At 67.2% G+C, this 22,147-nt stretch carries 16 protein-coding genes; 1 reads left to right on the top strand and 15 read right to left on the bottom strand.

Annotated features, from left to right (window positions below):
• Nucleotides 1–6: 6 nt before the first annotated feature.
• The 3 genes from BLR75_RS13990 to BLR75_RS13980 all read right to left on the bottom strand — a co-directional run bounded on the left by BLR75_RS13990 (nt 7) and on the right by BLR75_RS13980 (nt 2,760).
• On the bottom strand, nt 7–471 hold the full coding sequence (locus BLR75_RS13990; RefSeq protein ID WP_084309522.1) for a multidrug transporter: 465 nt from the start codon (nt 469–471) through the stop codon (nt 7–9).
• 146 nt (nt 472–617) lie between these two features.
• Entirely contained in the window at nt 618–1,292 is a 675-nt protein-coding gene (locus BLR75_RS13985) for a response regulator transcription factor (protein WP_084309523.1), read from the bottom strand.
• Nucleotides 1,285–2,760, bottom strand: coding sequence for a sensor histidine kinase (locus BLR75_RS13980; RefSeq protein ID WP_371858099.1), 1,476 nt, complete (start codon nt 2,758–2,760; stop codon nt 1,285–1,287). The genes BLR75_RS13985 and BLR75_RS13980 overlap by 8 nt, the downstream gene beginning before the upstream one ends.
• A gap of 567 nt (nt 2,761–3,327) precedes the next feature.
• Between BLR75_RS13980 and BLR75_RS13975 the strand changes: the two genes are divergently transcribed.
• Complete coding sequence (locus BLR75_RS13975; RefSeq protein WP_084309525.1) at nt 3,328–4,950, top strand: acyl-CoA synthetase; 1,623 nt, start codon at nt 3,328–3,330, stop codon at nt 4,948–4,950.
• Nucleotides 4,951–5,298: 348 nt separating this feature from the next.
• Here BLR75_RS13975 and BLR75_RS13970 read toward each other — a convergent pair whose 3' ends face one another.
• The 12 genes from BLR75_RS13970 to algD all read right to left on the bottom strand — a co-directional run bounded on the left by BLR75_RS13970 (nt 5,299) and on the right by algD (nt 21,837).
• Complete coding sequence (locus BLR75_RS13970) at nt 5,299–6,744, bottom strand: mannose-1-phosphate guanylyltransferase/mannose-6-phosphate isomerase (protein ID WP_084309526.1); 1,446 nt, start codon at nt 6,742–6,744, stop codon at nt 5,299–5,301.
• A 170-nt stretch (nt 6,745–6,914) separates the two neighbouring features.
• Complete coding sequence (gene algF / locus BLR75_RS13965; protein ID WP_084309527.1) at nt 6,915–7,562, bottom strand: alginate O-acetyltransferase AlgF; 648 nt, start codon at nt 7,560–7,562, stop codon at nt 6,915–6,917.
• A 30-nt stretch (nt 7,563–7,592) separates the two neighbouring features.
• Nucleotides 7,593–8,756, bottom strand: coding sequence for an alginate O-acetyltransferase (locus BLR75_RS13960; RefSeq protein WP_084309528.1), 1,164 nt, complete (start codon nt 8,754–8,756; stop codon nt 7,593–7,595).
• 14 nt (nt 8,757–8,770) lie between these two features.
• Nucleotides 8,771–10,246 carry an MBOAT family O-acyltransferase gene (locus BLR75_RS13955; protein WP_084309529.1) on the bottom strand — a complete coding sequence of 492 codons (1,476 nt, stop codon included), beginning with the start codon at nt 10,244–10,246 and terminating at the stop codon, nt 8,771–8,773.
• A gap of 259 nt (nt 10,247–10,505) precedes the next feature.
• Entirely contained in the window at nt 10,506–11,624 is a 1,119-nt protein-coding gene (locus BLR75_RS13950; RefSeq protein ID WP_217633610.1) for a mannuronate-specific alginate lyase, read from the bottom strand.
• Nucleotides 11,625–11,633: 9 nt separating this feature from the next.
• Nucleotides 11,634–13,037, bottom strand: a complete 1,404-nt coding sequence (locus BLR75_RS13945) for an alginate O-acetyltransferase (protein ID WP_084309531.1) — start codon at nt 13,035–13,037, stop codon at nt 11,634–11,636.
• Nucleotides 13,038–13,049: 12 nt separating this feature from the next.
• Nucleotides 13,050–14,630, bottom strand: a complete 1,581-nt coding sequence (gene algG, locus BLR75_RS13940; RefSeq protein WP_084309532.1) for a mannuronan 5-epimerase AlgG — start codon at nt 14,628–14,630, stop codon at nt 13,050–13,052.
• A 167-nt stretch (nt 14,631–14,797) separates the two neighbouring features.
• Nucleotides 14,798–16,216 carry an alginate export family protein gene (locus BLR75_RS13935; protein WP_090416078.1) on the bottom strand — a complete coding sequence of 473 codons (1,419 nt, stop codon included), beginning with the start codon at nt 16,214–16,216 and terminating at the stop codon, nt 14,798–14,800.
• Between the two features lie 80 nt (nt 16,217–16,296).
• Entirely contained in the window at nt 16,297–17,682 is a 1,386-nt protein-coding gene (gene algK, locus BLR75_RS13930) for an alginate biosynthesis TPR repeat lipoprotein AlgK (RefSeq protein WP_084309534.1), read from the bottom strand.
• A gap of 13 nt (nt 17,683–17,695) precedes the next feature.
• Nucleotides 17,696–18,865 carry an alginate biosynthesis protein Alg44 gene (locus BLR75_RS13925; protein WP_084309535.1) on the bottom strand — a complete coding sequence of 390 codons (1,170 nt, stop codon included), beginning with the start codon at nt 18,863–18,865 and terminating at the stop codon, nt 17,696–17,698.
• 68 nt (nt 18,866–18,933) lie between these two features.
• Entirely contained in the window at nt 18,934–20,418 is a 1,485-nt protein-coding gene (gene alg8 / locus BLR75_RS13915) for a mannuronan synthase (protein ID WP_090416075.1), read from the bottom strand.
• A 108-nt stretch (nt 20,419–20,526) separates the two neighbouring features.
• Complete coding sequence (gene algD / locus BLR75_RS13910; protein ID WP_084309536.1) at nt 20,527–21,837, bottom strand: GDP-mannose 6-dehydrogenase; 1,311 nt, start codon at nt 21,835–21,837, stop codon at nt 20,527–20,529.
• Between the last annotated feature and the right edge of the window lie 310 nt (nt 21,838–22,147).

The following is a 22,147-nucleotide window of genomic DNA, read 5'->3' as shown; positions in this document are numbered from 1 at the left end:
CATCTGTCATTCGCCGAAACTCCCCTCGATGCGCTCGGCGCGGAATTCCAGGGTGCTGGCGCGATAGCCGGGGCGCAGCGGTGGGACGGGCAGGCAGTCGCTCCAGCTGTCCCCGCCGAGCAGCGCGCCGGGGCCGCGGTAGCGCGGGGCTTCGTAGAGGTTCTCGGCGAGGTCGGTGGTGTCGCCGGGGCGGTAGGCGGCGATCTTCCAGCGCAGCTCGCGCAGCGGGCGCTGGCTGCCGTTCTTCAGCGTCAGCGCCAGCGGGCGGTCGGCGGGGCATTGCGTGGGCGCGTAGGCGATGCGCAGTTCCAGGCGTTCGAGATCGCGGCGCTCGCTGCTGTCCTGCCAGATCGCCCACAGCGCCACCAGCGCCAGCCCTGCCAGCGCCGCGGCCGAGACGGGCAGGGCGCGGGTGGGGTAGACGATCAGCAGGACGACCCAGGTGGCGATGAGGAGGATGCCGAAGAGCATGTGGAGCTCCGTTGGAATGTGAGGTCAGTCTATCGTCCCATGGGGAAGCGTGGGAGCGATGGGAATGAACCTGTAGGAGCGGGCCGTGCCCGCGAAAATCCGTGCCGCGACATGTCGCGGGCATGGCCCTACAGGGGAGCTTCGCCCTACGACGCTTCCGCTTCCGGCCGCAGGTTCAGCGGATCGACCAGCCCCGCGGCGATCGCCATCCCCACCAGGTCCGCCAGGGTTTCCGCCTGCATGCGCTTCATCACCCGCGCCCGATACAGGTCGACGGTCTTCACGCTGATGTCCAGTTGCTCGGCCACTTCGCGGTTGGTGTAGCCGCGCACCAGCGGCAGCAGCACGTCGCGTTCGCGCGGGGTGAGGGCGGCGAGGCGGGTGTCGAGTTCGCCTAGGTCGGCGCGGCTGGTGTGGTGCTCGGCGCGGGCCTGCAGGGACTGCTGCACGCTGTCCAGCAGCAGCTGCTCGTTGTAGGGCTTCTCGATGAAGTCCACCGCGCCGGCCTTGAAGGCGCGGATGACGATGGGCACGTCGGCGTGGCCGCTGACGAAGATCACCGGCAGGTCGATGCCGCGCCGGCGCATTTCCTCCTGCACACTGAGCCCGCCGAGGCCGGGCATGCGCACGTCGAGCAGCACGCAGCCGTGGCTGCCCGGGTCGCAGGCGTCGAGGAAGTCGCGGCCACTGGTGAAGGCCCGCGCCTTGAGGCCGACCGATTCCAGCAGCCAGACCGTCGAGTCGAGCATGCCGAGGTCGTCGTCCACCACGTACACCAGCGGCTCGTCGGCCAGGTTCGTCGCATTTTCCCGTTCAGGCATTCCGTTTTCCCCTTTCGCCGGCCGGCAGGCGGCATTCCATGTGCAGTCCGCCGCCCTCGGCCGGCTGCGCGTCGAGGCTGCCGCCGAAGCCTTCGACGATGCTGCGGCTCATCGACAGGCCGAGCCCCAGCCCCTCCGGCTTGCTGGTGTAGAAGGGCGTGAAGATCCGCTCCAGCTCGTCGCCGGCCAGCCCCGCGCCGCTGTCCTCGACCCACACCCGCACGCCGTCGGGCGCCGCCGCGCTGCCGATGACGATGCGCGACGGCTCGCCGGCGTGGCGTTCGCGGTTGGCCTCGATGGCGTTGCGCAGCAGGTTGAGCAGCACCTGTTCGAGCAGCACGCGGTCGGCATAGACCGGCGGCAGATTGTCCGCCAGCGCCAGGTCGATCGTCACCTTCGCCTGGTTCGCTTCCCAGCCGCAGAGGTGCAGCGATTCGCGCGCCAGCTCGCTGAGGTCGAGCGCCTGCATGCGCCGCTGGCCCTTGCGCAGGAAGGCGCGCAGGCGGCGGATCACCTCCGAGGCGTGGTTGGCGTGCTCGGTGATCCGCTGCAGGCCCTGGGCGACGCGGCTGGCGGCGTCCGGGTTGCTGTCCAGCGCCTGCAGGTAGCGCTGGCTGGCGCTGGCGTAGTTGACCACCGCGGCCAGCGGCTGGTTGATCTCGTGGGCGATGCCCGAGGCCAGTTCGCCGAGGGTCACCAGCCGCGCGGTGTGCGCCAGTTCGTCCTGGTGCCGGCGCTGCTGGGCCTCGCGCAGTTCGCGCTCGGTCATGTCGCGGGACACGCTGATCACTTCCACCACCGCGCCGGTGTAGGTCTCGCGGATGGCCCGGCTGGCGGTCTCGAACCACAGGTAGTGGCCGTCGCGATGGCGCAGGCGGTAGGTCTCGGTGAGGTAGCCGTCCTGCAGCAGGATGTCGCGGCGGGCGGCGAACTGCTCGCGGTCCTGCGGGTGCATCAGCTCGGGCAGGTGGCGGCCGCGCAGTTCCTCCGGCCAGTAGCCGAGCAGGGTCCAGGAGGCCGGGGAAGCATCGATGAATTCGCCGTCGAGGCTTTGCCGGGAAATCAGGTCGGTGGTGTTCTCGATGATCAGCCGGTACAGCCGCCGCGTCCTGGCGGCATCGCGTTCGGCGTGCAGCTGCCGGGTGGATTCGCGGCAGCGCGCCAGCACCCGCTGCTGCGCCGGTTCGGGGATGAAGGTCCAGAGGAACTGGCGGACGCCGGCCTGGCTGGGCACTTCATGGATCGCTCGGCCCTGCTGCAGGCAGCTGCGGACCAGTTGCGCACGGTTGGCCGGGAGCAGGGCGGCGCCGTCGGTCTGCGGGATTTCGCCGAGCAGGGCCTGCAGCGCGTCGTTGCTTTCCAGCACCTGCGCCTGGTCGTCGAGCAGCAGGGTCGGCAGCGGATCGGCGGCGAGCAGCGGGGCGACGGGGAGGGCGCCGGCGGCGAGGCTGACCAGTCCGGCGAGCAGTTCGCCGATCCAGCCCAGCCAGTCGCCCGTTTCGCCGCTGCTTTCGATCAGCAGCAGGCCGTCCTGCCCGTCGTCCAGCGCCAGGGCGAGCGCTATTCCCTGGCCCACGCCGGCGCGTTTGAGGCGGCCGGCGAGCCAGCATGGCAGCCGGCCCAGCTCCGCCAGCGGCAGTTGCGGCCGCTGTTGCAGGGCGGTGTGCAGTTCGGCGTCGCTGGCCTGCAGCGGATCGCCGAGGCCGGGCGGCAGGTTGCCGCCGCCGAGCGCTTCGTAGGTCCGGGAGGCGGCCTTCCAGCCCAGGTACAGGCTGCGGACCACGCCCGGCCGTTCGTCGCACAATCGACACAGGGCGGCGGCGCGGGAAGGCAGGGGCGCCTGCTCGCGGATCAGGCGGACCAGGGTGTTCAGGTGCTGCATGGGAAGCCCTGCTGAAGATATATGGTAAATATACTATACGGCTTAGGTTGTACTTCCATATCAATCGGTCGATTGCTATAAAACGCCCCATGTAGTCGGTCAGCCGCCGGCACTACAAAGAACAATGCTAAAAATCAGCCCCAGGGTGTCTCCATGTCGATCTTCGAACAGGGCCTCGCTCCTTCTGCCGTGAACCATACCGCGCTGACTCCGCTGAGCTTCATCGAGCGCACCGCCAGCGTCTATCCCGACTACCCCGCCGTGATCCACGGCAGCATCCGCCGCAACTGGCGCGAGACCTACCAGCGCTGCCGCCGCCTGGCTTCCGCGCTGGCCGGACGCGGCATCGGCCGTGGCGACACGGTGGCGGTGATGCTGCCGAACATTCCCGAGATGATCGAGGCGCACTTCGGCGTGCCGATGATCGGCGCGGTGCTCAACACCCTCAACGTGCGCCTGGACGCGGAGGCCATCGCCTTCATGCTGCAGCACGGCGAGGCCAAGGTGCTGATCACCGACCGCGAGTTCCACAACGTCATCCGCGCCGCCATCGGCATGCTCGACCATCCGCCGCTGGTGATCGACGTGGACGATCCGGAATACGGCGAGGGAGAGCTGGTCGGCAGCCTGGACTACGAGGCGCTGCTCGCCGAGGGCGATCCCGAGTTCGCCTGGCAGTGGCCGCAGGACGAGTGGGACGCCATCTCGCTGAACTACACCTCCGGCACCACCGGCAATCCCAAGGGCGTGGTCTACCACCACCGCGGCGCCTACCTGAACTCGCTGGGCAACCAGATGATCTGGTCCATGGGCCAGCACCCGGTGTACCTGTGGACCCTGCCGATGTTCCACTGCAACGGCTGGTGCTACCCCTGGGCCGTCACCGCCATGGCCGGCGTACATGTCTGCCTGCGCCGGGTCGATCCGCAGAAGATCTTCAACCTGATCCGCGAGCACCGGGTCACCCACTTCAGCGGCGCGCCGATCGTGCTCAACGCGCTGGTCAACATGCCGGCCTCGGCCAAGGCCGCCATCGACCATCCGGTCAACGCGCTGGTCGCCGGCGCCGCGCCGCCGGCCAAGGTGATCGGCGCAGTGGAGGAGATGGGCATCAGGGTCACCCACGTCTACGGCCTCACCGAGGTCTACGGCCCGGTCACGGTGTGTGCCTGGAAAGGCGAGTGGGACGAGAAGCCGCTGGACGAGCGCGCGCGCATCAAGTCGCGCCAGGGCGTGCGCTACCCGACCCTGGAAGGCGTGATGGTCGCCGACCCGGCCAGCCTCGAACCAGTGCCGCGCGACGGCGAGACCATCGGCGAGATCTTCATGCGTGGCAACACGGTGATGAAGGGCTACCTGAAGAACCCCAGCGCCACCGAGGAAGCCTTCGCCGGCGGCTGGTTCCACACCGGCGACCTGGCGGTGTGGCATCCGGACGGCTACGTGGAAATCCGCGACCGGCTGAAGGACATCATCATCTCCGGCGGCGAGAACATCTCCACCATCGAGGTCGAGGGCGTGCTGTACCGCCATCCGGCGGTGCTCGAAGCGGCGGTGGTGGCGCGCCCGGACGAGCGCTGGGGCGAGACGCCGTGCGCCTTCGTCACGCTGAAGAGCGAGCATGCGGGCTGCGGGGAGGAGGAGATCATCCGCTTCTGCCGCGAGCACCTGGCGGGGTTCAAGATTCCGAAGAGCGTGGTGTTCACCGACCTGCCGAAGACCTCGACCGGGAAGATCCAGAAGTTCGTGCTGCGGGAGTGGGCGCAGAAGCTGTAGGTCGTCGTTCCCGCGCTGCGTGGGAACCAAGCTTTTGTAGGAGCGGGCCATGCCCGCGACACAGCGTGCCGCGTCATTTCGCGGGCATGGCCCGCTCCTACAGGTTCTGCATGACCACCCTGCGTAGGGCGCATAACGCGCCAGCGTTATCCGCCATCCCATCGGCGTGGCCTTGTCGGCGGATGAAGCGTTCCGCTTCATTCGCCCTACACCAGCGCTTGGCCATGGCGCGAAGTCGGTTGGTCCTGCGTCCCTGAAGCCCATAAAAAATCCCCCGCGCTTATCAGGCGCGGGGGCAAGGCTCCGATGGGAGCTGCTCCATCGGATTCAGGGTTCAAGGTCGAGGATTCAGCGGCCGACCACCTGCAGCTTCACCTCGTTCTCGCCGGCCCGGCCGTACACGTCTTCCAGCCGTTCGATGTCGTCCTCGCCGAGGTAGCTGCCGGACTGCACCTCGATGATCTCCAGCGGGATCTTGCCGGGGTTGGCCAGGCGGTGGACCGAGGCGATGGGGATGTAGGTGGACTGGTTCTCGGTGAGCAGGAAGGTCTGCTCGTCGCAGGTCACCTGGGCCGTGCCGGAGACCACGATCCAGTGTTCCGCGCGGTGGTGGTGCATCTGCAGCGACAGGCGCGCGCCCGGTTTCACCGTGATGTGCTTGACCTGGAAGCGCCCGCCCATGTCCACCGAGTCGTAGCAGCCCCACGGGCGGTACACGGCGCAGTGGTTCTGGGTTTCGCTGCGGCCCTGGGCGTCCAGCTCGTTGACCACCTTCTTCACGTCCTGCACGTGGTCCTTGTGGGCGATCATCATGGCGTCCTTGGTTTCCACCACCACCACGTCGTCCAGGCCCACCACCGAGACCAGCTTGCCGTTGCCGTGCACCAGGCAGTTGCGGCTGTCGTGGACCAGCACGTCGCCCTTGGTGACGTTGCCGTTGGCGTCCTTGTCGTGGACTTCCCAGATCGACGACCAACTGCCGACGTCGTTCCAGCCCGCGGCCAGCGGCACCACGCAGGCGCGCCCGGCCTTTTCCATCACCGCGTAGTCGATGGAGTTGTCCGGGCAGCATTCGAAGGTGGCCGGGTCGATGCTGACCAGGTCGCCTTCGTGCTGGCTGCGTTCGAGGGCCAGCAGGCAGGTGTCGTAGATGTCGGCGTCGTGCTTCTTCAGTTCCTCCAGGTAGCGGCTGGCGCGGAACAGGAACATGCCGCTGTTCCAGTAGTAGCCGCCGTCCTCGACGAACTCGCGGGCGCGGGCCTCGTCGGGTTTCTCGATGAAGCGCTCGACACGCTGCACGCCTTCCGGCAGGCCGTCGCCGGTGGCGGCGCGGATGTAGCCGTAGCCGGTTTCCGGGCGCATGGCGGGGACGCCGAAGAGCACCATCTCGCCCTTTTCCGCGGCATTGGTGGCCAGCGCCAGGGCGCGCTGGAAGGCGCGCTGGTCGTCCAGCACGTGGTCGGCGGGGAGCACCAGCAGCAGCTCGTCGCGGCCTTCGGCGACCAGCTTCATGGCGGCGATGGCTACCGCCGGCGCGGTGTTGCGGCCGAAGGGCTCGAGCAGGATGGCCTGGGTCTTCAGGCCGAGCTGTTCGAGCTGCTCCTGGACGATGAAGCGGTGCTCCTTGTTGCTCACCACCACCGGCGCCTCCATGCCGTCGAAGACCAGGCGCTCCAGGGTCTGCTGGAACAGGGTGTGCTCGCCGGTGAGGGCGAGGAACTGCTTGGGATACTGTTTGCGGGAAAGGGGCCAGAGTCGCGAGCCGCTGCCACCGGAAAGGATTACTGGGATCATCGGTTGTTCTCCATTAAGCGTCGTGCGTTCTGTTGGATGCCTGCTCCCGGGGGAGCCTCTCCTGTTCGTGCCTTGCTGGCGGGTGCCGGACTGGGGCCGGTCTTTTTTTGTTCGGTTGGGTTTCCTTGTTCATTGGATCCCCGCGTTCGCGGGGATCCAATGAACAGTCATCAATCCGCCTTCACCGGCCGCTTCACCCACACCGGCGAGAGCTTGCCGGCGTTGCCGGTGACGTACAGGCAGACCACCTCGCCGCGTTCCAGGCTGACCGGCTTGAGGTCGCTGACCTTCCTGTCGCCGTCGAACAGCGCCAGGTTGACCTTCACCGGGTTGATCTCGCGGTCGCCGTGGCTCTGCGGGGCGACGTCGCTGACCACGGCGGTCTTGCCGTCGGCGGTCTTCAGGGTCAGCTTGCTGCCGGAGAGGTTCTGCACCCGCACCAGGGCCTTCTGCTTGTTGCGGAACGGCGGCTCGGGGACCAGCTTCGGCTGGCCGCCGGGCTGGCTGACCAGGGTGTAGTAGCTGTCCGGATCGAGCTTCACCGGCAGGCTCTGGCTGCCGACCTGGGCGGTGTAGTTGCCCGGCGGGAGGAACTTGAAGTCGCTGGAGCCGAGCGGCGAGACGTCGTTCAGCGCGGCGTTGCCGACGCTGACGGACAGTTCCGAGTTGCCGGCGTTGTATGCGCGCACGAAGGCCGAGCCCTTGGGCGCCTGCGGACCATAAAGGGCGCCTTCGCCGGCCTGGGCGCCGAATGCCGAGAGGGCGAGGGCGAGGGCGCAGGCCTGGGCCATCCAGCTACGGTTCTTCTGACGGATCATCGAGGTATACCTCCTGCTTGCATGCGGCATTCAATGCGCCGCCGTTGTGCCGGGCTGGGTCGCAGCCAGGCGTTCATCGCGGTTGCCCGCCGCGCGCAGTTGCGCCAGCCACTCGGGATCGAAGCGGCTGAGGTCGTTGTGCATCGGCAGGTAACGTTCGGGGAATTCCCAGACCAGCAGGCGCGCCGGCTTCTGCCTGAAGCCTTCGTCCTGCAGCAGTTCGAGCATCGGGTCGAGCGGACCCTTGCCGTCCTTGGCGTAGTTGATCAGGTCGGCGGAGAGCGCCTGCTTCAGCGCGCCGGCGAAGTTCCAGCGCGGGTTGGCGCTGAAGCTGGTGCCGACCAGGGCGACCTGCGGCTGCGCGCTGTCGCCGAACAGGTCGGCGCCGGCGGCGTCGTCGGCCGCATGGGTCTTGCGCGCTTCCAGCTGGTCCGCCTGCGGCAGCAGTTCGCTGAACAGCGGGTCGAGCGGCAGGAAGCTGAGCAGGTCGCCCTTGTGCGCCGCCGGCTTGCCGGTCTCGGTGACGAAGTCCTGCTGCGGCAGGTCGCGGCCCTCGCCGGCGCGGATGGCGGCGCCCAGGCGCTGGGCCACGGCCTCGGCGCCGAGCGGCGTCCAGTGGGTGTCGGTGCGCAGGAACACCTGGCCGTTGTCCTTGGCCTGGCGCAGGGTTTCCAGCAGTTCCGGGGCGGCCATGCCGGACTGCCGCGCGCGGTTGAGGAAGTCCCGGTAGAGCGCCGCGTGCAGCGCCGCCGGCTGTTCCCTGCCGAGGTATTCCGGATACAGCCGCGACTTGGCCGGGATGATCGCCAGCACCAGCTTCACCCCGCGGCGCTCCAGCTCCTGCTGCACGCCGCGGATCAGCGCCCAGTTGTCGTCGAGCTGGGTGGCGCTGGGCGCCGGCTTGAATTCCTCGTCGGTGAACAGCCAGCCGTCCTTGCCGATCACCACGCCCGGCCGGCCTTCGTCGAACAGGGTGTAGTCCAGCGCGGCCCAGAGGTTGGTGCCCAGGCGCTTGACCGGGAATTCCGCGTCGTAGTGCTTCTCGAAGGCGTGGGCCAGCTTGCCGTTGAGCAGCGGGGTGTCGGCGGCCGTGGAAAAGCTCGGGAAGCTCTTCGTCGACCAGCCGGCCAGGCCCACCAGCATGCCGCCGAACAGGGCGATGTAGGTGTATTGCAGCGGTTTCGCGATGGTCATGGTTGCGGCCTCGCTCAGAACTGGAAGTAGAGGAAGGGCGAGTAGCTCTGCGCGGAGAGCTTCAGCACCGAGGCGGCGAACAGCAGCAGCAGGGCGGCGCGCATGGCCAGCTCCGGCATCACCGCGAGGGCGCCGCCGCTGCTGGCGACGACCGCCGTCGGCTCGATGGCCTCGGTCTTGTTGGCCTTCTGGTCCAGCGGGTGGCGGTAGAACTGGCGCAGACCGAACACCGCCAGCACCAGGTAGGCGACCACCAGGGTGCCGACCTGCAGGCCGGTGAGGCTGGCGCGGTTGAGTTCGGAGAGGCGCCAGTCGCCGAAGCTGAACATCGCCTCGTACATGCGCCAGGCCACGTGCAGGTTCTCGGCGCGGAAGATGACCCAGCCGATCACCACCAGCAGGAAGGTCAGCGCCCATTTCAGCGGGTTGAACACCCGCGGCGCGGCCTTGACGCCGAGCAGGCGTTCGATGGCGAGGATCGCGCCGTGCCAGGCGCCCCAGATCACGTAGGTGAAGTTGGCGCCGTGCCACAGGCCGCCGAGCAGCATGGTGAGGAACAGGTTGCGGTAGGTCTTCAGCTCGCCGCCGCGGTTGCCGCCGAGGCTGATGTACAGGTAGTCGCGCAGCCAGTTGGACAGGCTGATGTGCCAGCGCCGCCAGAACTCGGTGATCGACTGGCTGATGTAGGGCTGGTTGAAGTTCTCCAGGAAGCGGAAGCCCATCATCAGGCCGAGGCCGATGGCCATGTCGCTGTAGCCGGAGAAGTCGAAGTAGAGCTGCGCGGTGTAGGCCAGCGCGCCGAGCCAGGCGTCGCCCGTCGTGGGGTTCTGCAGGGCGAAGCAGTGGTCGGCCACCGCCGCCAGGGTGTCGGCGATGAACACCTTCTTGACGAAGCCCTGCATGAAGCGGGTGCAGCCTTCGGCGAACTTGTCGACGGTGTGGGTGCGGTGGTTGAACTGGTCCACCAGGTCGCGGAAGCGCAGCACCGGGCCGGCGATCAGGTGCGGGAAGATCGCCACGAACGCCGCGAAGTCGATCAGGTTGCGCGTCGCCGGGGTGTCGCCGCGGTAGACGTCGATGATGTAGCTGATCGATTCGAAGGTGTAGAAGGAGATGCCGATCGGCAGCAGGATGTGGGTCAGCACGAAGGGCTGCATGCCGAACGAGGTGATGATCTCGTTGAGGCTGTCGACGCCGAAGTTGGCGTACTTGAAGTAGCCGAGCACGCAGAGATCGACCGCCACGCCGAGGATCAGCCAGCGTTTCGCGGCCAGGGTGCGCACGCCGGCCGCGCCGATGCGCAGGCCGATCCAGTAGTTGAACAGCGTGACCCCGGCGAACAGCAGCAGGAAGTCCACGCGCCACCAGGCGTAGAAGATGTAGCTGGCTACCAGCAGCAAAAGATTCCGGTAGCGGTTCCCGCTCAGGTAGTACAGGCCGAGGAATATCGGCAGGAACAGGAACAGGAACACGTTGGAGGAAAAGACCATTCCACGTCTCTCTCTGGAGCTTCAATCGTTCAGATCGAGCGCCGTTCGCAAGGAACGGTCGGTGCGATCCGCCAGTTCCTCCCCGGTGTTGCAAAAGCGATTGGTGCGCCCGCCCGTGTCTGGTGCATGGGTCGGGTTTGGATCTAGGTTCCGGCCGTAGGGCGCATAACGCCCCAGGCGTTATCCGCCGATGTTTCGTGGTGCCGCGATGGCGGATGACCGCGAACGGTCATGCGCCCTACGTTGGTTCGTGCCTCGGTTATCCGCCGTTGTTTCGCGCCTTGCCGTTGAACACCCGGCTCACCTCGCCGCCGAGGCGGTAGGTGTTGAACGGGCCCTTGTCCTCCTTCCAGCCGCGGGCCTTCGCCGTGCACTGGTAGAGCGCGCAGTACGGCTCCAGCCAGGCGAACTTGCTGTCGTCCTTCAGGTCGCTCATGTTCTGTTTCCTGCCGGTCTTGTTCTCGAACAGCGACTGGTCGTCGACGCCCTTGATCACCCGTTCGGCCAGGCGCTCGAGGGCGCCGCCGTTCTCGCGGCGCAGGTCGACGCCGTTGGCCTTGGCGAAGGCGGCGATCATGGTCAGCGGCGGCAGCGAGTAGTTGTGATAGGCCAGCGCGCGCTGGTTGCGCTTCAGCTCGTTGGGCAGGAAGCCGTTGGCGTCGACCTGGTTGGCGGCGACCTTGAATTCCTTCACCGACCAGTCGAACAGGTCGCGGCGGTTGGTCACCACGGCGGTGGACATCACCGACCAGGCGGCCCAGTAGGAGTGGTTGTTGATCTTCTTCAGCGGCAGGTTGCTCCAGTCGCGCACCACCTGGCTGCCGAGCTTGCTGAACCACTTCTCGATCACGCGCGCCTGCTGCGGATAGGCGGCCAGCGGGCGGCTGCTGGAGAACTTGAGGCGCATCCAGGACGACGACAGGCTGCCCAGCGCCCATTTGCGCATGGACTTGCCGGTGTGGTTGAACTCGGTGCTCTCCAGCGCGTCGGCCTGCGCCCAGCGCGACAGCCAGTCGACGGCGCAGTCCAGGTCCGCCTTGCGCCCATGGCGCATGTACTGGGTGATCAGCTTGGCGGTGCCGCGTTCCATATCGGTGATCTCGGCGATCTGCTTGCGGAACTTCTTTTCCGCGGCGGCATTCAGCTTCGCCCGCGAGGAGTCCGAGCCCTCGTACTTGCTGGTGAAGACCAGCTTGCCGGTGTACGGCCGGGGCGCGGTCGGGCATTTGCCGGAGCCGGCCTTCTGTTCCGGGACCGCGGCGAAGTAGCCGGGTGGCGGCAGCAGGTCGGCGGCCTGGCTGCTCTGCGCGTAGAGCACGCCGATGACGGCGACCGAGAGGACGCCGCAAAGGAACCTGGGCAGATGGGGTTTGCTGATCATCGATAGTTACCTCTTGGCCACTTCAGCCCCGGCGCCTGGCGCCTGGCACAGCTTGGCCTCGACCTGCAGGCCCGCCGGCATCTGCGCCGGGGCCTCGATTTCCAGTGAAAGGAATTGCTGGTTCGCCCAGTCCTCGTCCTTGCGCAGGGAGAACACGTAGCGGCCACCGGTATCCACCGCCGCCGACTGGTCGAGCTTGAGCTCCTCGCGGCGGCCGTTCATGTACCAGATGGTGTTCTTGAACTCGTGGATCGACGGGTCGCTGAAGGTGACGTCGGCGACGTAGGAGCCCGAGCGGATCGGCAGCGCGCCGCTGTTGAGCAGCACCTCGTTGCGCCCCGGGTGCAGCTTCACCGTGCGGGCCAGCGCCGGCTTGCCGTCGGTGCAGCCGTTGCCCACCAGCGGCAGGGCCTGGCGGTAGAAGCTCTTCAGGGCGAGGTCGTAGTGGGTGGCGAATTCCCAGATGAGGATCTTCGGCGGCTTCTTGTGGAACTGCTCGCTGCTCATGTAGGCCAGCAGCGAGCTGTCGAAGCCGCCGCCGGACACCGCGTTGTTGAGGATGTCGACCTTGCCGTACTGCTCGAGGAAGCCGGGGAAGTTGTAGGCCGGGCCGCTGTTGGAGGTGCCCACCAGGGCGACCTGCGGATCGCCGCCGTCGCCGAACAGGTCGCCGCCGTCGCTGGCGCCGACCGGCTCGGTCTCGAAGCGGTCGACGTACTGCGGCGCGTAGCTGGTTCCGCAGAGCTGCGCGGCGGCCTTGTGCAGGGTGCCGAGCTTGGACAGCAGGCCGACGCGCTTGCTCTCGAACTCCTTCTTCGGGATGTCGGCGTAGGCGGGAATCTCCTTCAGCGTCTCGGCGACGATCCTGGCGCTGCGCTCGGCGCCGTAGGGCGTCCAGTGGTGGTCGCCCTTGAAGTAGTAGGCGTGTTCCTCCTGCTCGTCGAACAGCGGCGAGAAGTCCGGCGTCCAGATGCCGGCCTTGCGGAACCGGGCGATGGTCGCCAGGTAGTTCTTCTTCGCCAGCTCGTAGTCGAAGCTGGCCTTCTCCTGCGGGTTGAGCTTCTCGCGGTTCACCAGCCCGCGGGTCGGCTGGTAGACCACCACCAGCTCGATGCCCTTGCGCTTGAGCCCGTCGCGCAGCGCCTTGAGGTTGCGCCAGCCTTCCGGCGTGGTGCCGAAGTCGGTGCGCAGGTCGTAGGTGGTACGGAACAGCCAGTCTTCCTGGGCCGGCACGAGATGAGTGAAGAAACCCAGGTACTTGGTGTTGTAGGCGCGGTCGTCGGCGGCCGTGGCGCAGAGGCCGCCGGCGGGCAGCGCGCGGTAGCTCGGCGCCTGGTCGGCACTGGCGCCGCCATGGGCCAGCAGCAGGGCGGCGGCGAGGCCGGAGAGGGTGATGGTGCGAGTCTTCATGCGTCTGGGTCCTCAGTCCTGGAGTTCGGCCTGGCTTTCCACGGGGTCGATCAGAACCGCGCGTTCCTGGCGCACCAGCAGGTCGAGGATCTCGTCCTGCTTTTCGCCGAGGATGCCGGGCAGGCTGATGCCGGAGGATTTGGTCGGGGCGAGCATCGCCACCTTGTAGAGTTCGAGGGACAGCGGCGAATCCACCGAGAGCGGGCCGGAGCCGTTGCCGATCAGCTTGCCGCCGACCACGATCAGCGAAACCTTGGTGTCGAAGGGGTCGAGGTCGATGTCGCGGTCGGTGTTGGAGAGGTCCTTGATGTGGCCGTAGATGCCGATCAGCTGGTTGCCGGCGGCGACGTTCTCGTACAGGCGGATGTTCACGCTGTTGCGCACGCGGATGCCGTGGCGGTGGTTGCCCAGCACCTGGTTGGCGTAGATCAGGTTGTCGCCGGATTCGTAGAGGGTGATGCCGTCGGAATGGTTGCGGTACACCTCGTTGTAGGCGACCAGGTTGCCTTCCGAGTTACGGTCCAGGACGATGCCGGACAGCTTGTTGTCGTAGGTCTTGTTGTTGAAGATCCAGCTGTCGTTCACCTCGCGGGAAACGATGATGCCGTGCTTCTTCTTCGTCCCGTGGACCTCGTTCCCGGCGATGATCAGGCGGTGCGAGCGGTCGTGCGGGTCGATGCCGTAGACGATGTTGTCGCGATAGGTGTTGCCCTTCACCACCAGGTCGTCGGCCTCGTAGCAGTAGAAGCCGTACCAGGCGTCGATGAAGGTGGAACCGATCACCCAGCCCTTCGGCCGCGGGCGCTTCATGATCTTGTCCATGCCCGGGCTGTACTGCGAGATGGAGATGCCGTAGGCCTTCGACGAGTTGTAGCCGAAGCTGGTGAAGGTGCTGTTCACCAGGTAGGCCTCGGCGCCGCCCCAGGAAATCAGGAACGGGCGGAATTCGTTGGGCGTGCGGTACCAGGCCGGCTCCTTCTTCGCCTCGTTCCAGGCGGTGATCCTGGTGTCGCGGACGAACAGCTTGCCGTCGTTGACCATGAACGCGCCGCGATCCTGGGACAGGCGCAGTTCCTTGACCTTGGCGTCGATTTCCAGGGTCGCGCCCTGGCTGACCACGATCGGCCGGCGCGCGACGAACACGCCCGGCTCGACCTGCTCCAGCACTGCCTTCGGCAGCTTGCCGGCGAGCTGGGCGAGGTTGACGTAGCCGCCTTCGATGAAGATCGCCTGGGGCATCTGCCGCTGGCGCTTCACCCACTCGGACAGGCGGTTCTGCCCGCCGGTGAATTCCTTCAGCGGCTGCTGCTGCACCATGCGCTGCACCACGGCCTTGCCTGGCTTGCTGCGGTCGATCTTCTTCTCCACGGCTTCGGCGGTGTAGCCGGAGAGATCAGGGAGCTTCGGCGGCTCCAGGTGCAGCGGCTCCACCGGAGCGGTGGTGACGGTGTAGTTGCCGGACTCCTTCAGGGTCTGGGTACGGCCGGGCTGGTCGGGTTGCTTCTCGGCGGCCCAGGTGAGCGGGGCGGCGAGCAGGAGCGTGCCGAGGAGGGCGGCGGCCAGCGGTCGCTGGATAGGGCTCGGATGCTTCATGGCCTTGTCTCCTTGCGGGCGGCGGGGGCTGTCCACTGGGCCCCCGCGTTCGCGGGGGAGACGGAAGCCGGGCAATGCCTCGCGGCCCGCAACCACTCCGTCATCCCCGCGAACGCGGGGATCCAATGAACTGCGGAAATCCAGTGAACAACCCATCCCGGCCATCCTCAGTAGCGCCAGATCACGTCGACGAAGGCGTGGTGCATGGTCGAGTCGACCCCGCTGCCGTAGGCGTCGCCCGGCTTGAACAGGCCGCCGCGGAAGCGCACCAGCGCCGAGGGTTCGTCGATCGCCTGGCTCATGGAGGCCGGCAGCAGGCCCTGCTTGAAGTACTTGGTCACCACCAGGTCGACTTCCTGGCCGATGTCCTTGTCGTCGTTCACCAGCGGTGCGGTGATGCCGCTGTTGCCGATGTCCGAGTCGCCGTCGACGCGCCAGAACTTGTGGTACACGAGGCTGGCGTCGTAGTCGTCGCGCAGCTGCCAGGAGCCGAACAGGGTGGCGTCCTGGAGGTTGGAGAGTTCGCCGCGGAAGGCTTCGCCGAAGCGGTGCACGCGGGAGCGGGTGCCGGTGAAGCTGGAGCGGTTGCTCTCCAGGCCGGTCTGCTGGAACTGCTCCTCGCCGTCATCGCCGCCGCCGCTGCCGCGGGCATAGCCGCCGCCGACCTTCCACTGCTCGTCGATGTTCCAGCGCAGGCCGAGGTCGACGCCCCAGGCGTCCACGTCGCCGCTCTGCTTGCCGGTGGCGATGCGGTCGCCGTTGACCACGGCGCTGGTCAGGCGGTCGCGGTCGCCGGTCAGCCAGGTGGCGCTGGCCCAGTAGTTCAGCGGCATCTGCGAGCGGTAGTCGTAGCCGTCGCCGTTGGCCTCGATGCCGAGCCAGGTGAGCTTGCCGGTGGAGGTCTTGTCCAGCTCGTCGACCACCTCGCCCGGGTCGTTCAGGTTGCCGCTGTCGTCGGAGTGGTGGATGCGCATGCCGACCCAGTGGTGCGGCATCCACTGGGTGGAGATGTCGCCGAACACGTGGGTGCGGTCCTCGTCCTGCGGCGCCAGGTCGTCGAGGTCGGTGCGGTACTCGGAGAAGCGCTGGGCGGCGCCGAGATGGGCGCGCAGCAGGGTGGTGTCGAAGCTCCAGTTCAGCGCCTCGATGTTGGTGTCCTGCCACAGGCCGCTTTCCTCGCGCAGGCGCTGGCGGCCGAAGCGCAGGTGCTCGCCGGGGTAGGCGGTGAGGCCGGCGTAGTCGACCCAGAATTCGCGCAGGGCGAGATAGCTGTCGTCGCGCTCGCGGGCGTCGTTGCGGTTGCCGCTTTCGTCTTCCTGCAGGGTATCGGTCTGGATGGTGTCGGTGGCCGCCACCGCCTGGCCCATGGTGTAGGCGCTCCAGTCGCCCCACTGGCCGAAGGCCCAGGGCCGCAGGTCGAGGGCGAGACCGTTGACGTCGCCTTCGGGGGCGGTGCCGAGGTCGCGGTCGTCCTCGGATTCGGCGGTGATCTTGATGTCGATGCCGAAGTTCTTCGGCGGTTCCTCGACCGCCCAGGCGGAGTTGGCCAGCAGGGTGCCGGCGAGGCTCAGGCCGGCGCCGAGCATGGCCGGCAGCAGGCGGGCGCGGCGCACGGCACGGGCCAGTTCGCGCGGTTGGAAAAGCGGGGTCATCGGTTCGATACGCTTCATAGGGATGTCTGTTCCTGGCTGTTCTGCAGCAGGCCGACGCTGGCCTGCCAGTTGCTGCCGCGCGCCTGCTCCTCACGCTTGAGCAGTTGCGCCGCCTGGGCGCGCTGGGCGGATTGCAGCTGGGGTTCGAGCTGGGTCAGCAGGTCGCTGGCCGCCGGCACCTGCTGGCGCTGGGCGAGCTGGCCGAAGACCCAGGCGTTGACCGGGTCCGGGCGGATGCCGCGGCCCTGGGAGAAGAGCTGCGCCAGGGCCAGGTCGGCGCTGGCCTGGCCGGCGCGGGCGGCGATGAGCAGGTGGTCGACGGCCTTCTGCGGGTAGACCTGGCCAAGGAAGCCGCGGCGGTAGATCTGCCCGAGGTAGTAGTGCGCCTGCGGCTCGCTGGTTGCGGCCTTGAGCAGGTGCTGCTCGGCCTTCTGCGGGTCCTGCGGCATCCACTTGCCGTCGTAGTTCAGCCGTCCGAGCAGCAGGTCGGCGCGCGGCTGGGCGGCTTCCTGGCCCTTCTTCAGGTAGTCGAGCATCTGCTCCAGGTCGCCGAGGTCGGGGTTGTCGTACTGCAATCTGGCGAGGTCGACCCAGGCCGCCGGGTATTGCGGCGCGAGTTCCGTGAGCAGCGCCTGCGCGGCCTGCGGATCGGCGTTGCCGAGGTCGGCGTCGGCCAGCACCAGGGCCACCGACTCGACCCGCTCGGGCGATACCTTGCCGGCCTTCCAGCCAGCCTTGAGCGCCTCGACGTGGGCCTTCTGCTTATCCGCGTTGCCCTGCATCCGGTAGACGGTGGCCAGCTCCATCCAGCACACGTCCATGCGCGTCAGCCAGCGCTGGCAGACCTGCTCGATCTCGCCGAGGTGCTGCGCGTAGGTGCCCTGGGTGCGGTAGAGGACGATCTGCGCCAGGTCGGCCTGCGGCAGGCCGCGGGCGCGCCACTGGTCGATGCGCTGCTGCGGGTTCACCTCCGGCCAGGCCTGCGGGTACTGCAGGTAGAGCACGATCAGCGGCACCAGCGCGCTGTCCTCGCCTTCCTCGAAGGCGCGGCTCAGCAGCTGTTCGGCCTCGCGATGCTCGGCGTCGCTGGCGCCGGGCTTGGCCGCCAGCCACTTGCCGAGGCGCGCGCGGGCGCGGGGCGAGGTCTCGGCGGCTTCGCGGTAGAGCTTTTCGGCGCGGGCCTGGGCGGCGCCGTCGCCGTTGGCCGCCTGGATTTCCGCCAGGCCGATCTGCGAGTCGGCGTAGCCCATGGCGGCCAGGGCCTGGTAGTTGGCCTGGGCGGTGGTGACGTCGCCGCGCTCCATGGCCTCGCGGGCCAGGCGTTCGTCGGGCAGCCCGGCACAGCCTGCGGCGACGGCGATCGCCATTGCCAGGGCCAGTCGTTCGACGGGGAAGTTCATCTCGGCGTACCTCTCAACGCGCGGTGGCCAGGGCCATCGCCTTGTTCAGCAGGGTGCGGCCCGGCAGGCCGCCGATGCTGACTTCGGCCGGGCGCCCGGCGAACTGGCTGTCCAGCGGCTGGTCGGGCTGGATCTGCACGCGGACTTCCGAGGCCAGGTCGCCGTCCACCGGGGCGGTGCGGATGATCCGGCCGCTGCGTACCTCGCTGTCGCCGGCGACCTGGAAGTTCACCGCGGTGCCCGGCGCGAGGTCGGCGGATTCGCGGTAGGGGAAGCGCGCCTCGATGGCGGCGGTGCTGTCGCGCGGGGCGAGGGTGAAGATCACCTCGCCCTTGTTGGCGAACTGGCCGTCGGCCACGCGCTGCTCGACCACGCGGCAGTCGCAGGGGCTGGTGAGGGTGCCCTTGAGGGTGCGGCCGAACAGCTTCTCGATGTTGCCGGGGTTGAGCTGGTCGTCGTTCAGGTTGCCCTTGAGCAGGTCCAGCAGGTTGGCGGAGAAGGTGGCGATGGGCGCGCCCTTGGCGACTTCGGCGTTGGCCTGCACCAGGCTTTCCACTGTGCCTTCGCGGGGCATGGTGATCTGCTGGCTGGCGACGCTGACCACCGCGGAGTCGGCGCGGGTGACGAAGTACAGGTTGTACAGCTGGTTGAGGATGAAGCCGAAGGCGCCGACGCCGACCACGAAGATCGCCGTGCTCAGGGTCACCGCGCGGACCCGGCCGAAGAAGCCCATGCCGCCGCCGGCGGCGCCGTGCTTGCGGGCCTTGGTGAAGTTCTCGCGCTGCAGGGTGGCGAGCATGTCGCCGAAGCTGATGACCTCGCCGGCGAGGAAGGAGGTGATCAGGTAGCGCAGCGCGGCGACCTCGCGCGGCTTGAGGTTCTGGAACTCGCAGCCGGTGCGTCGGCTGGCCGGGTCGAAGTTGCGCACCTGGAATTCCACCTCCAGGGAGAAGGCGATGCTGTCGATCTGGAACAGCAGGCGCCCCTTGTACAGGTCGCCGACCTGCACCGGCGCGGCGCTGGCGGTGAAGGCGAAGCCGCCGGCGGAGATGTCCAGCAGGCGCGCGTCGACCCCCTCGCGGTTGGCGCCGATGTAGCGGATGCGCGCGGGCAGCTTGACCCGTGCGTGCTGGCGCTGGGCTTCGGATTCATGCACGACGTTGACGTTGACGGCGGTATTCATGGGCTTCGTTTCCTGTCATCTGGCTCGGCCGCACGGGCGGCAGTGGCGTTGTCCTGTTCGGGGCGGATTCACACGATCGTCAGCAGCACGGCGACGAACACACTGGCAGCGGAGAAGGTCATGGCGCGCGACGACCAGGTGTTGAACCAGCGCTGGAAGCTGGCCAGGCCACGGTCGAGCTTGGTGTTCTGGCGGGTCCACGACTGCTGGTCGAGGCGGAAGAACACGTAGATCTTCACCAGGGCACCGACGATCTGGTTGTAATAGAGGATCAGCGGGTAGGCCGGTCCGATGTGGTGGCCGGACAGCGACAGCAGCAGCGTCAGCACCAGGCGGGTGAGGCCGATCCACAGCAGGTACACCAGCAGGTAGGCGATGCTGTACTTGATGCTGGCGATGAGCGCGGCGGTCAGGCCGAGCAGGCAGGTCCACATCGACACGCGCTGGTCGAACAGCACCACGCTGGTGAACCAGCCCAGGCGCTGCGGGCCGAGGGCGAGGGCGCGGGCGTTCTGCCGCAGGTTGTTGCCGTACCAGCGGAACATCAGCTTGCGGCTGGCCTTGAGGAAGCTCTTCTCCGGCGGGTGCTCGACGGTATTGATCGCCGCGTCGGGCACGTAGAAGGTGTCGTAGCCCAGGCGCATCAGGCTGTACCAGCTGGACTTGTCGTCGCCGGTGAGGAACTGGAAGCGGCCGAGGCGCCAGTGGTCGAGGTGGTCGCTCTCGACGTCGGCGATGAAGTCGGGATCGGTGACGACCTGGGCGCGGAACACCGACATGCGTCCGGTCATGGTCAGCACGCGCTTGGACAGGGCCATCGAGCACATGTTGATGTGGCGCTGGGCGAAGCGCAGCTTGTGCCACTCGCTCATGATGTAGCCGCCGCGCACTTCGCAGAATTCGTTGGTGGTGAGGCCGCCGACGTTGGGGAAGAGCCTGAACCAGGGCACGGTCTTCCTCACCACGCCCTGCTCCAGCACGGTGTCGCCGTCGATCACCGCGACCACCGCATGTTCGTCCGGCAGGTGCCGGGAGATGGCGCGGAAACCGTGGGCCAGGCCGTCGCGCTTGCCGGTGCCGGGGATGCGCACGAAGTCGAGCTTCACGTGCTCCGGCGGGTTGAGCTTCTGCCACTGCTGCTTGATCAGCACCTCGTCGGACAGCTCGACGATGGAGCACACCACGGTGGTGGGCAGGCCGCAGTCGATGGCTTCCTGGATCACCGAGCGGTAGACCATGGAGGTGGTCAGGGCGTCGATGCGGAAGCTGGTGACCATCAGGAACACATGGGACGGATCCGCCGCGCTGCCGAGCTTGCGCAGCCGGCGGCGGTAGTGCGGGTAGACCACGTGGAGGAACAGCATCCCGCGCAGGAAATGCAGGCCGCCCATGGAATAGCGCCAGATGCCGACCGCGCCGATCAGCAGGAGGAAGTCCCGGGATTCGGCATCGAAGACCGACGGCGGCACCAGCAGGGCCAGCAGCATCAGCCCGCCGATCATTGCCAGCCAGCCGCTGGCTTCGCCGAGGATTCGCTTGTATGTGTCCATCATCAGAACCGTCACGTTGGGCAGGGGTGTTGTAGGAGCGGGCCATGCCCGCGACCGCCGGAGCGTTCGTTCTTCGCGGGCATGGCCCGCTCCTACAGGGGCGCGTGGCGCTTACCAGCAGATGCCTTCGGCGCGCTCGTCCGTGACGCTCGGCATGAAGCCGATCAGGTCGACCACCTTCTTGCCCGCCGGCGCCTTGTTCACGATGTCGACGAACAGCTCGTCGCCGTTGCCCAGCACCAGCACGTCGGAGGCGCGCACCACTTCGTCGAGGTCGGAGACCAGCAGCGAGGAGATGTGCGGGATCTTCGACTCGATGTATTCCTTGTTCGCCCCGTGGACGCGGGCGTACTCGACGTTGCGGTCGAAGATGCGCAGCTCGTAGCCCTTGCCGATCAGCATCTCGGCCAGTTCCACCAGCGGGCTTTCGCGCAGGTCGTCGGTGCCGGCCTTGAACGACAGGCCGAGCAGGCCGACCTTGCGGGTGCCGTGGCTGGCGATGATGTCGAAGGCTTTCTGCACCTGGTTGGAGTTGCTGCGCATCAGCGAACCGAGCATCGGGTGCTCGACGTCGAGCTGGCTGGCGCGGTAGGTGAGGGCGCGCACGTCCTTGGGCAGGCAGGAGCCGCCGAAGGCGAAGCCGGGCTTCATGTAGTAGCGTGACAGGTTCAGCTTGCTGTCCTGGCAGATCACGTCCATCACCTCGCGGCCGTCGACGCCCACCGCCTTGGCGATGTTGCCGATCTCGTTGGCGAAGGTGACCTTGGCCGCGTGCCAGACGTTGCAGGTGTACTTGATCATCTCGGCGACCTCGACCGACTTGCGGATGATCGGTGCGTCTAGTTCGCGGTAGATCTCTTCCAGCAGGTCGCCGGTCTGGCTGTCCAGCTCGCCGATCACGGTCATGGGCGGGAAGTCGTAGTCCTTGATCGCGGTGCTTTCGCGGAGGAATTCCGGGTTGGTGCCGACGCCGAAGTCAGCGCCGGCCTTCTTCCCGGAGCAGTCCTCGATCAGCGGGATGACCACGTTCTGCACCGTGCCCGGCAGCACCGTGCTGCGTACCACCACGGTGTGGCGGCCGGCCTTCTCGCGGATGGCGTAGCCGATCTCGCGGCATACCGTCTCGATGTAGCCGAGGTCGAGGTCGCCGTTCTTCTTGCTCGGCGTGCCGACGCAGATGAACGACACGTCGCTGTCCATCACCGCCTTGCGGAAGTCGGTGGTGCCGGACAGGCGGCCGCTGCGGATGCCCTGTTGCAGGAGTTCTTCCAGGCCCGGTTCGACGATGGGGGACTTGCCCTGGTTGATCAGGTCGATCTTGGTGGTGGAAACATCCACGCCGATAACTTCATGACCACGCGCAGACAGGCAACCGGCACATACAGCGCCGACATAGCCGAGCCCAAAGATGCTGATACGCATCGCATTCACCTCTGCAATTATCGAGTGATTCAAAGTTGGCCGAAGAGCCGTTTTTCATGCGTAGGAATATTGCGGAAACAAATGTCTCCGAACTTCCTCCTGGCAGGTATGAGAAGTACTGCTAGACTTCAGAGCACAATATTCGGGCAAACTTCATGAGCATTGCCCCGTTATGTTTCAGTTCGATGTCGTTGATGGTGCATATGTCGGACTGAGGTGCTCCAGTTTGGTTCGATAATCAGTTGCTAATCGCTAACTCATTGAATCGGTTGAAGTTGGCAATACCTCCGAGGCGTTCTGCAGCAGTTGC

Origin of the sequence: Pseudomonas jinjuensis, assembly GCF_900103845.1 — a bacterium.
GTDB lineage: Bacteria > Pseudomonadota > Gammaproteobacteria > Pseudomonadales > Pseudomonadaceae > Pseudomonas > Pseudomonas jinjuensis.
Note: the sequence above shows the minus strand (reverse complement) of the source record. Positions and strands in the feature narration are given on the sequence as shown.

Excerpts from the sequence above, each read along its gene's own strand:
- BLR75_RS13990 (WP_084309522.1), bottom strand. The coding sequence starts at position 471 with ATGCTCTTCGGCATCCTCCTCATCGCCACCTGGGTCGTCCTGCTGATC.
- BLR75_RS13985 (WP_084309523.1), bottom strand. The coding sequence starts at position 1,292 with ATGCCTGAACGGGAAAATGCGACGAACCTGGCCGACGAGCCGCTGGTG.
- BLR75_RS13975 (WP_084309525.1), top strand. The coding sequence starts at position 3,328 with ATGTCGATCTTCGAACAGGGCCTCGCTCCTTCTGCCGTGAACCATACC.
- BLR75_RS13970 (WP_084309526.1), bottom strand. The coding sequence starts at position 6,744 with ATGATCCCAGTAATCCTTTCCGGTGGCAGCGGCTCGCGACTCTGGCCC.
- algF (WP_084309527.1), bottom strand. The coding sequence starts at position 7,562 with ATGATCCGTCAGAAGAACCGTAGCTGGATGGCCCAGGCCTGCGCCCTC.
- BLR75_RS13960 (WP_084309528.1), bottom strand. The coding sequence starts at position 8,756 with ATGACCATCGCGAAACCGCTGCAATACACCTACATCGCCCTGTTCGGC.
- BLR75_RS13955 (WP_084309529.1), bottom strand. The coding sequence starts at position 10,246 with ATGGTCTTTTCCTCCAACGTGTTCCTGTTCCTGTTCCTGCCGATATTC.
- BLR75_RS13945 (WP_084309531.1), bottom strand. The coding sequence starts at position 13,037 with ATGAAGACTCGCACCATCACCCTCTCCGGCCTCGCCGCCGCCCTGCTG.
- algG (WP_084309532.1), bottom strand. The coding sequence starts at position 14,630 with ATGAAGCATCCGAGCCCTATCCAGCGACCGCTGGCCGCCGCCCTCCTC.
- BLR75_RS13935 (WP_090416078.1), bottom strand. The coding sequence starts at position 16,216 with ATGCTCGGCGCCGGCCTGAGCCTCGCCGGCACCCTGCTGGCCAACTCC.
- algK (WP_084309534.1), bottom strand. The coding sequence starts at position 17,682 with ATGAACTTCCCCGTCGAACGACTGGCCCTGGCAATGGCGATCGCCGTC.
- BLR75_RS13925 (WP_084309535.1), bottom strand. The coding sequence starts at position 18,865 with ATGAATACCGCCGTCAACGTCAACGTCGTGCATGAATCCGAAGCCCAG.
- alg8 (WP_090416075.1), bottom strand. The coding sequence starts at position 20,418 with ATGATGGACACATACAAGCGAATCCTCGGCGAAGCCAGCGGCTGGCTG.
- algD (WP_084309536.1), bottom strand. The coding sequence starts at position 21,837 with ATGCGTATCAGCATCTTTGGGCTCGGCTATGTCGGCGCTGTATGTGCC.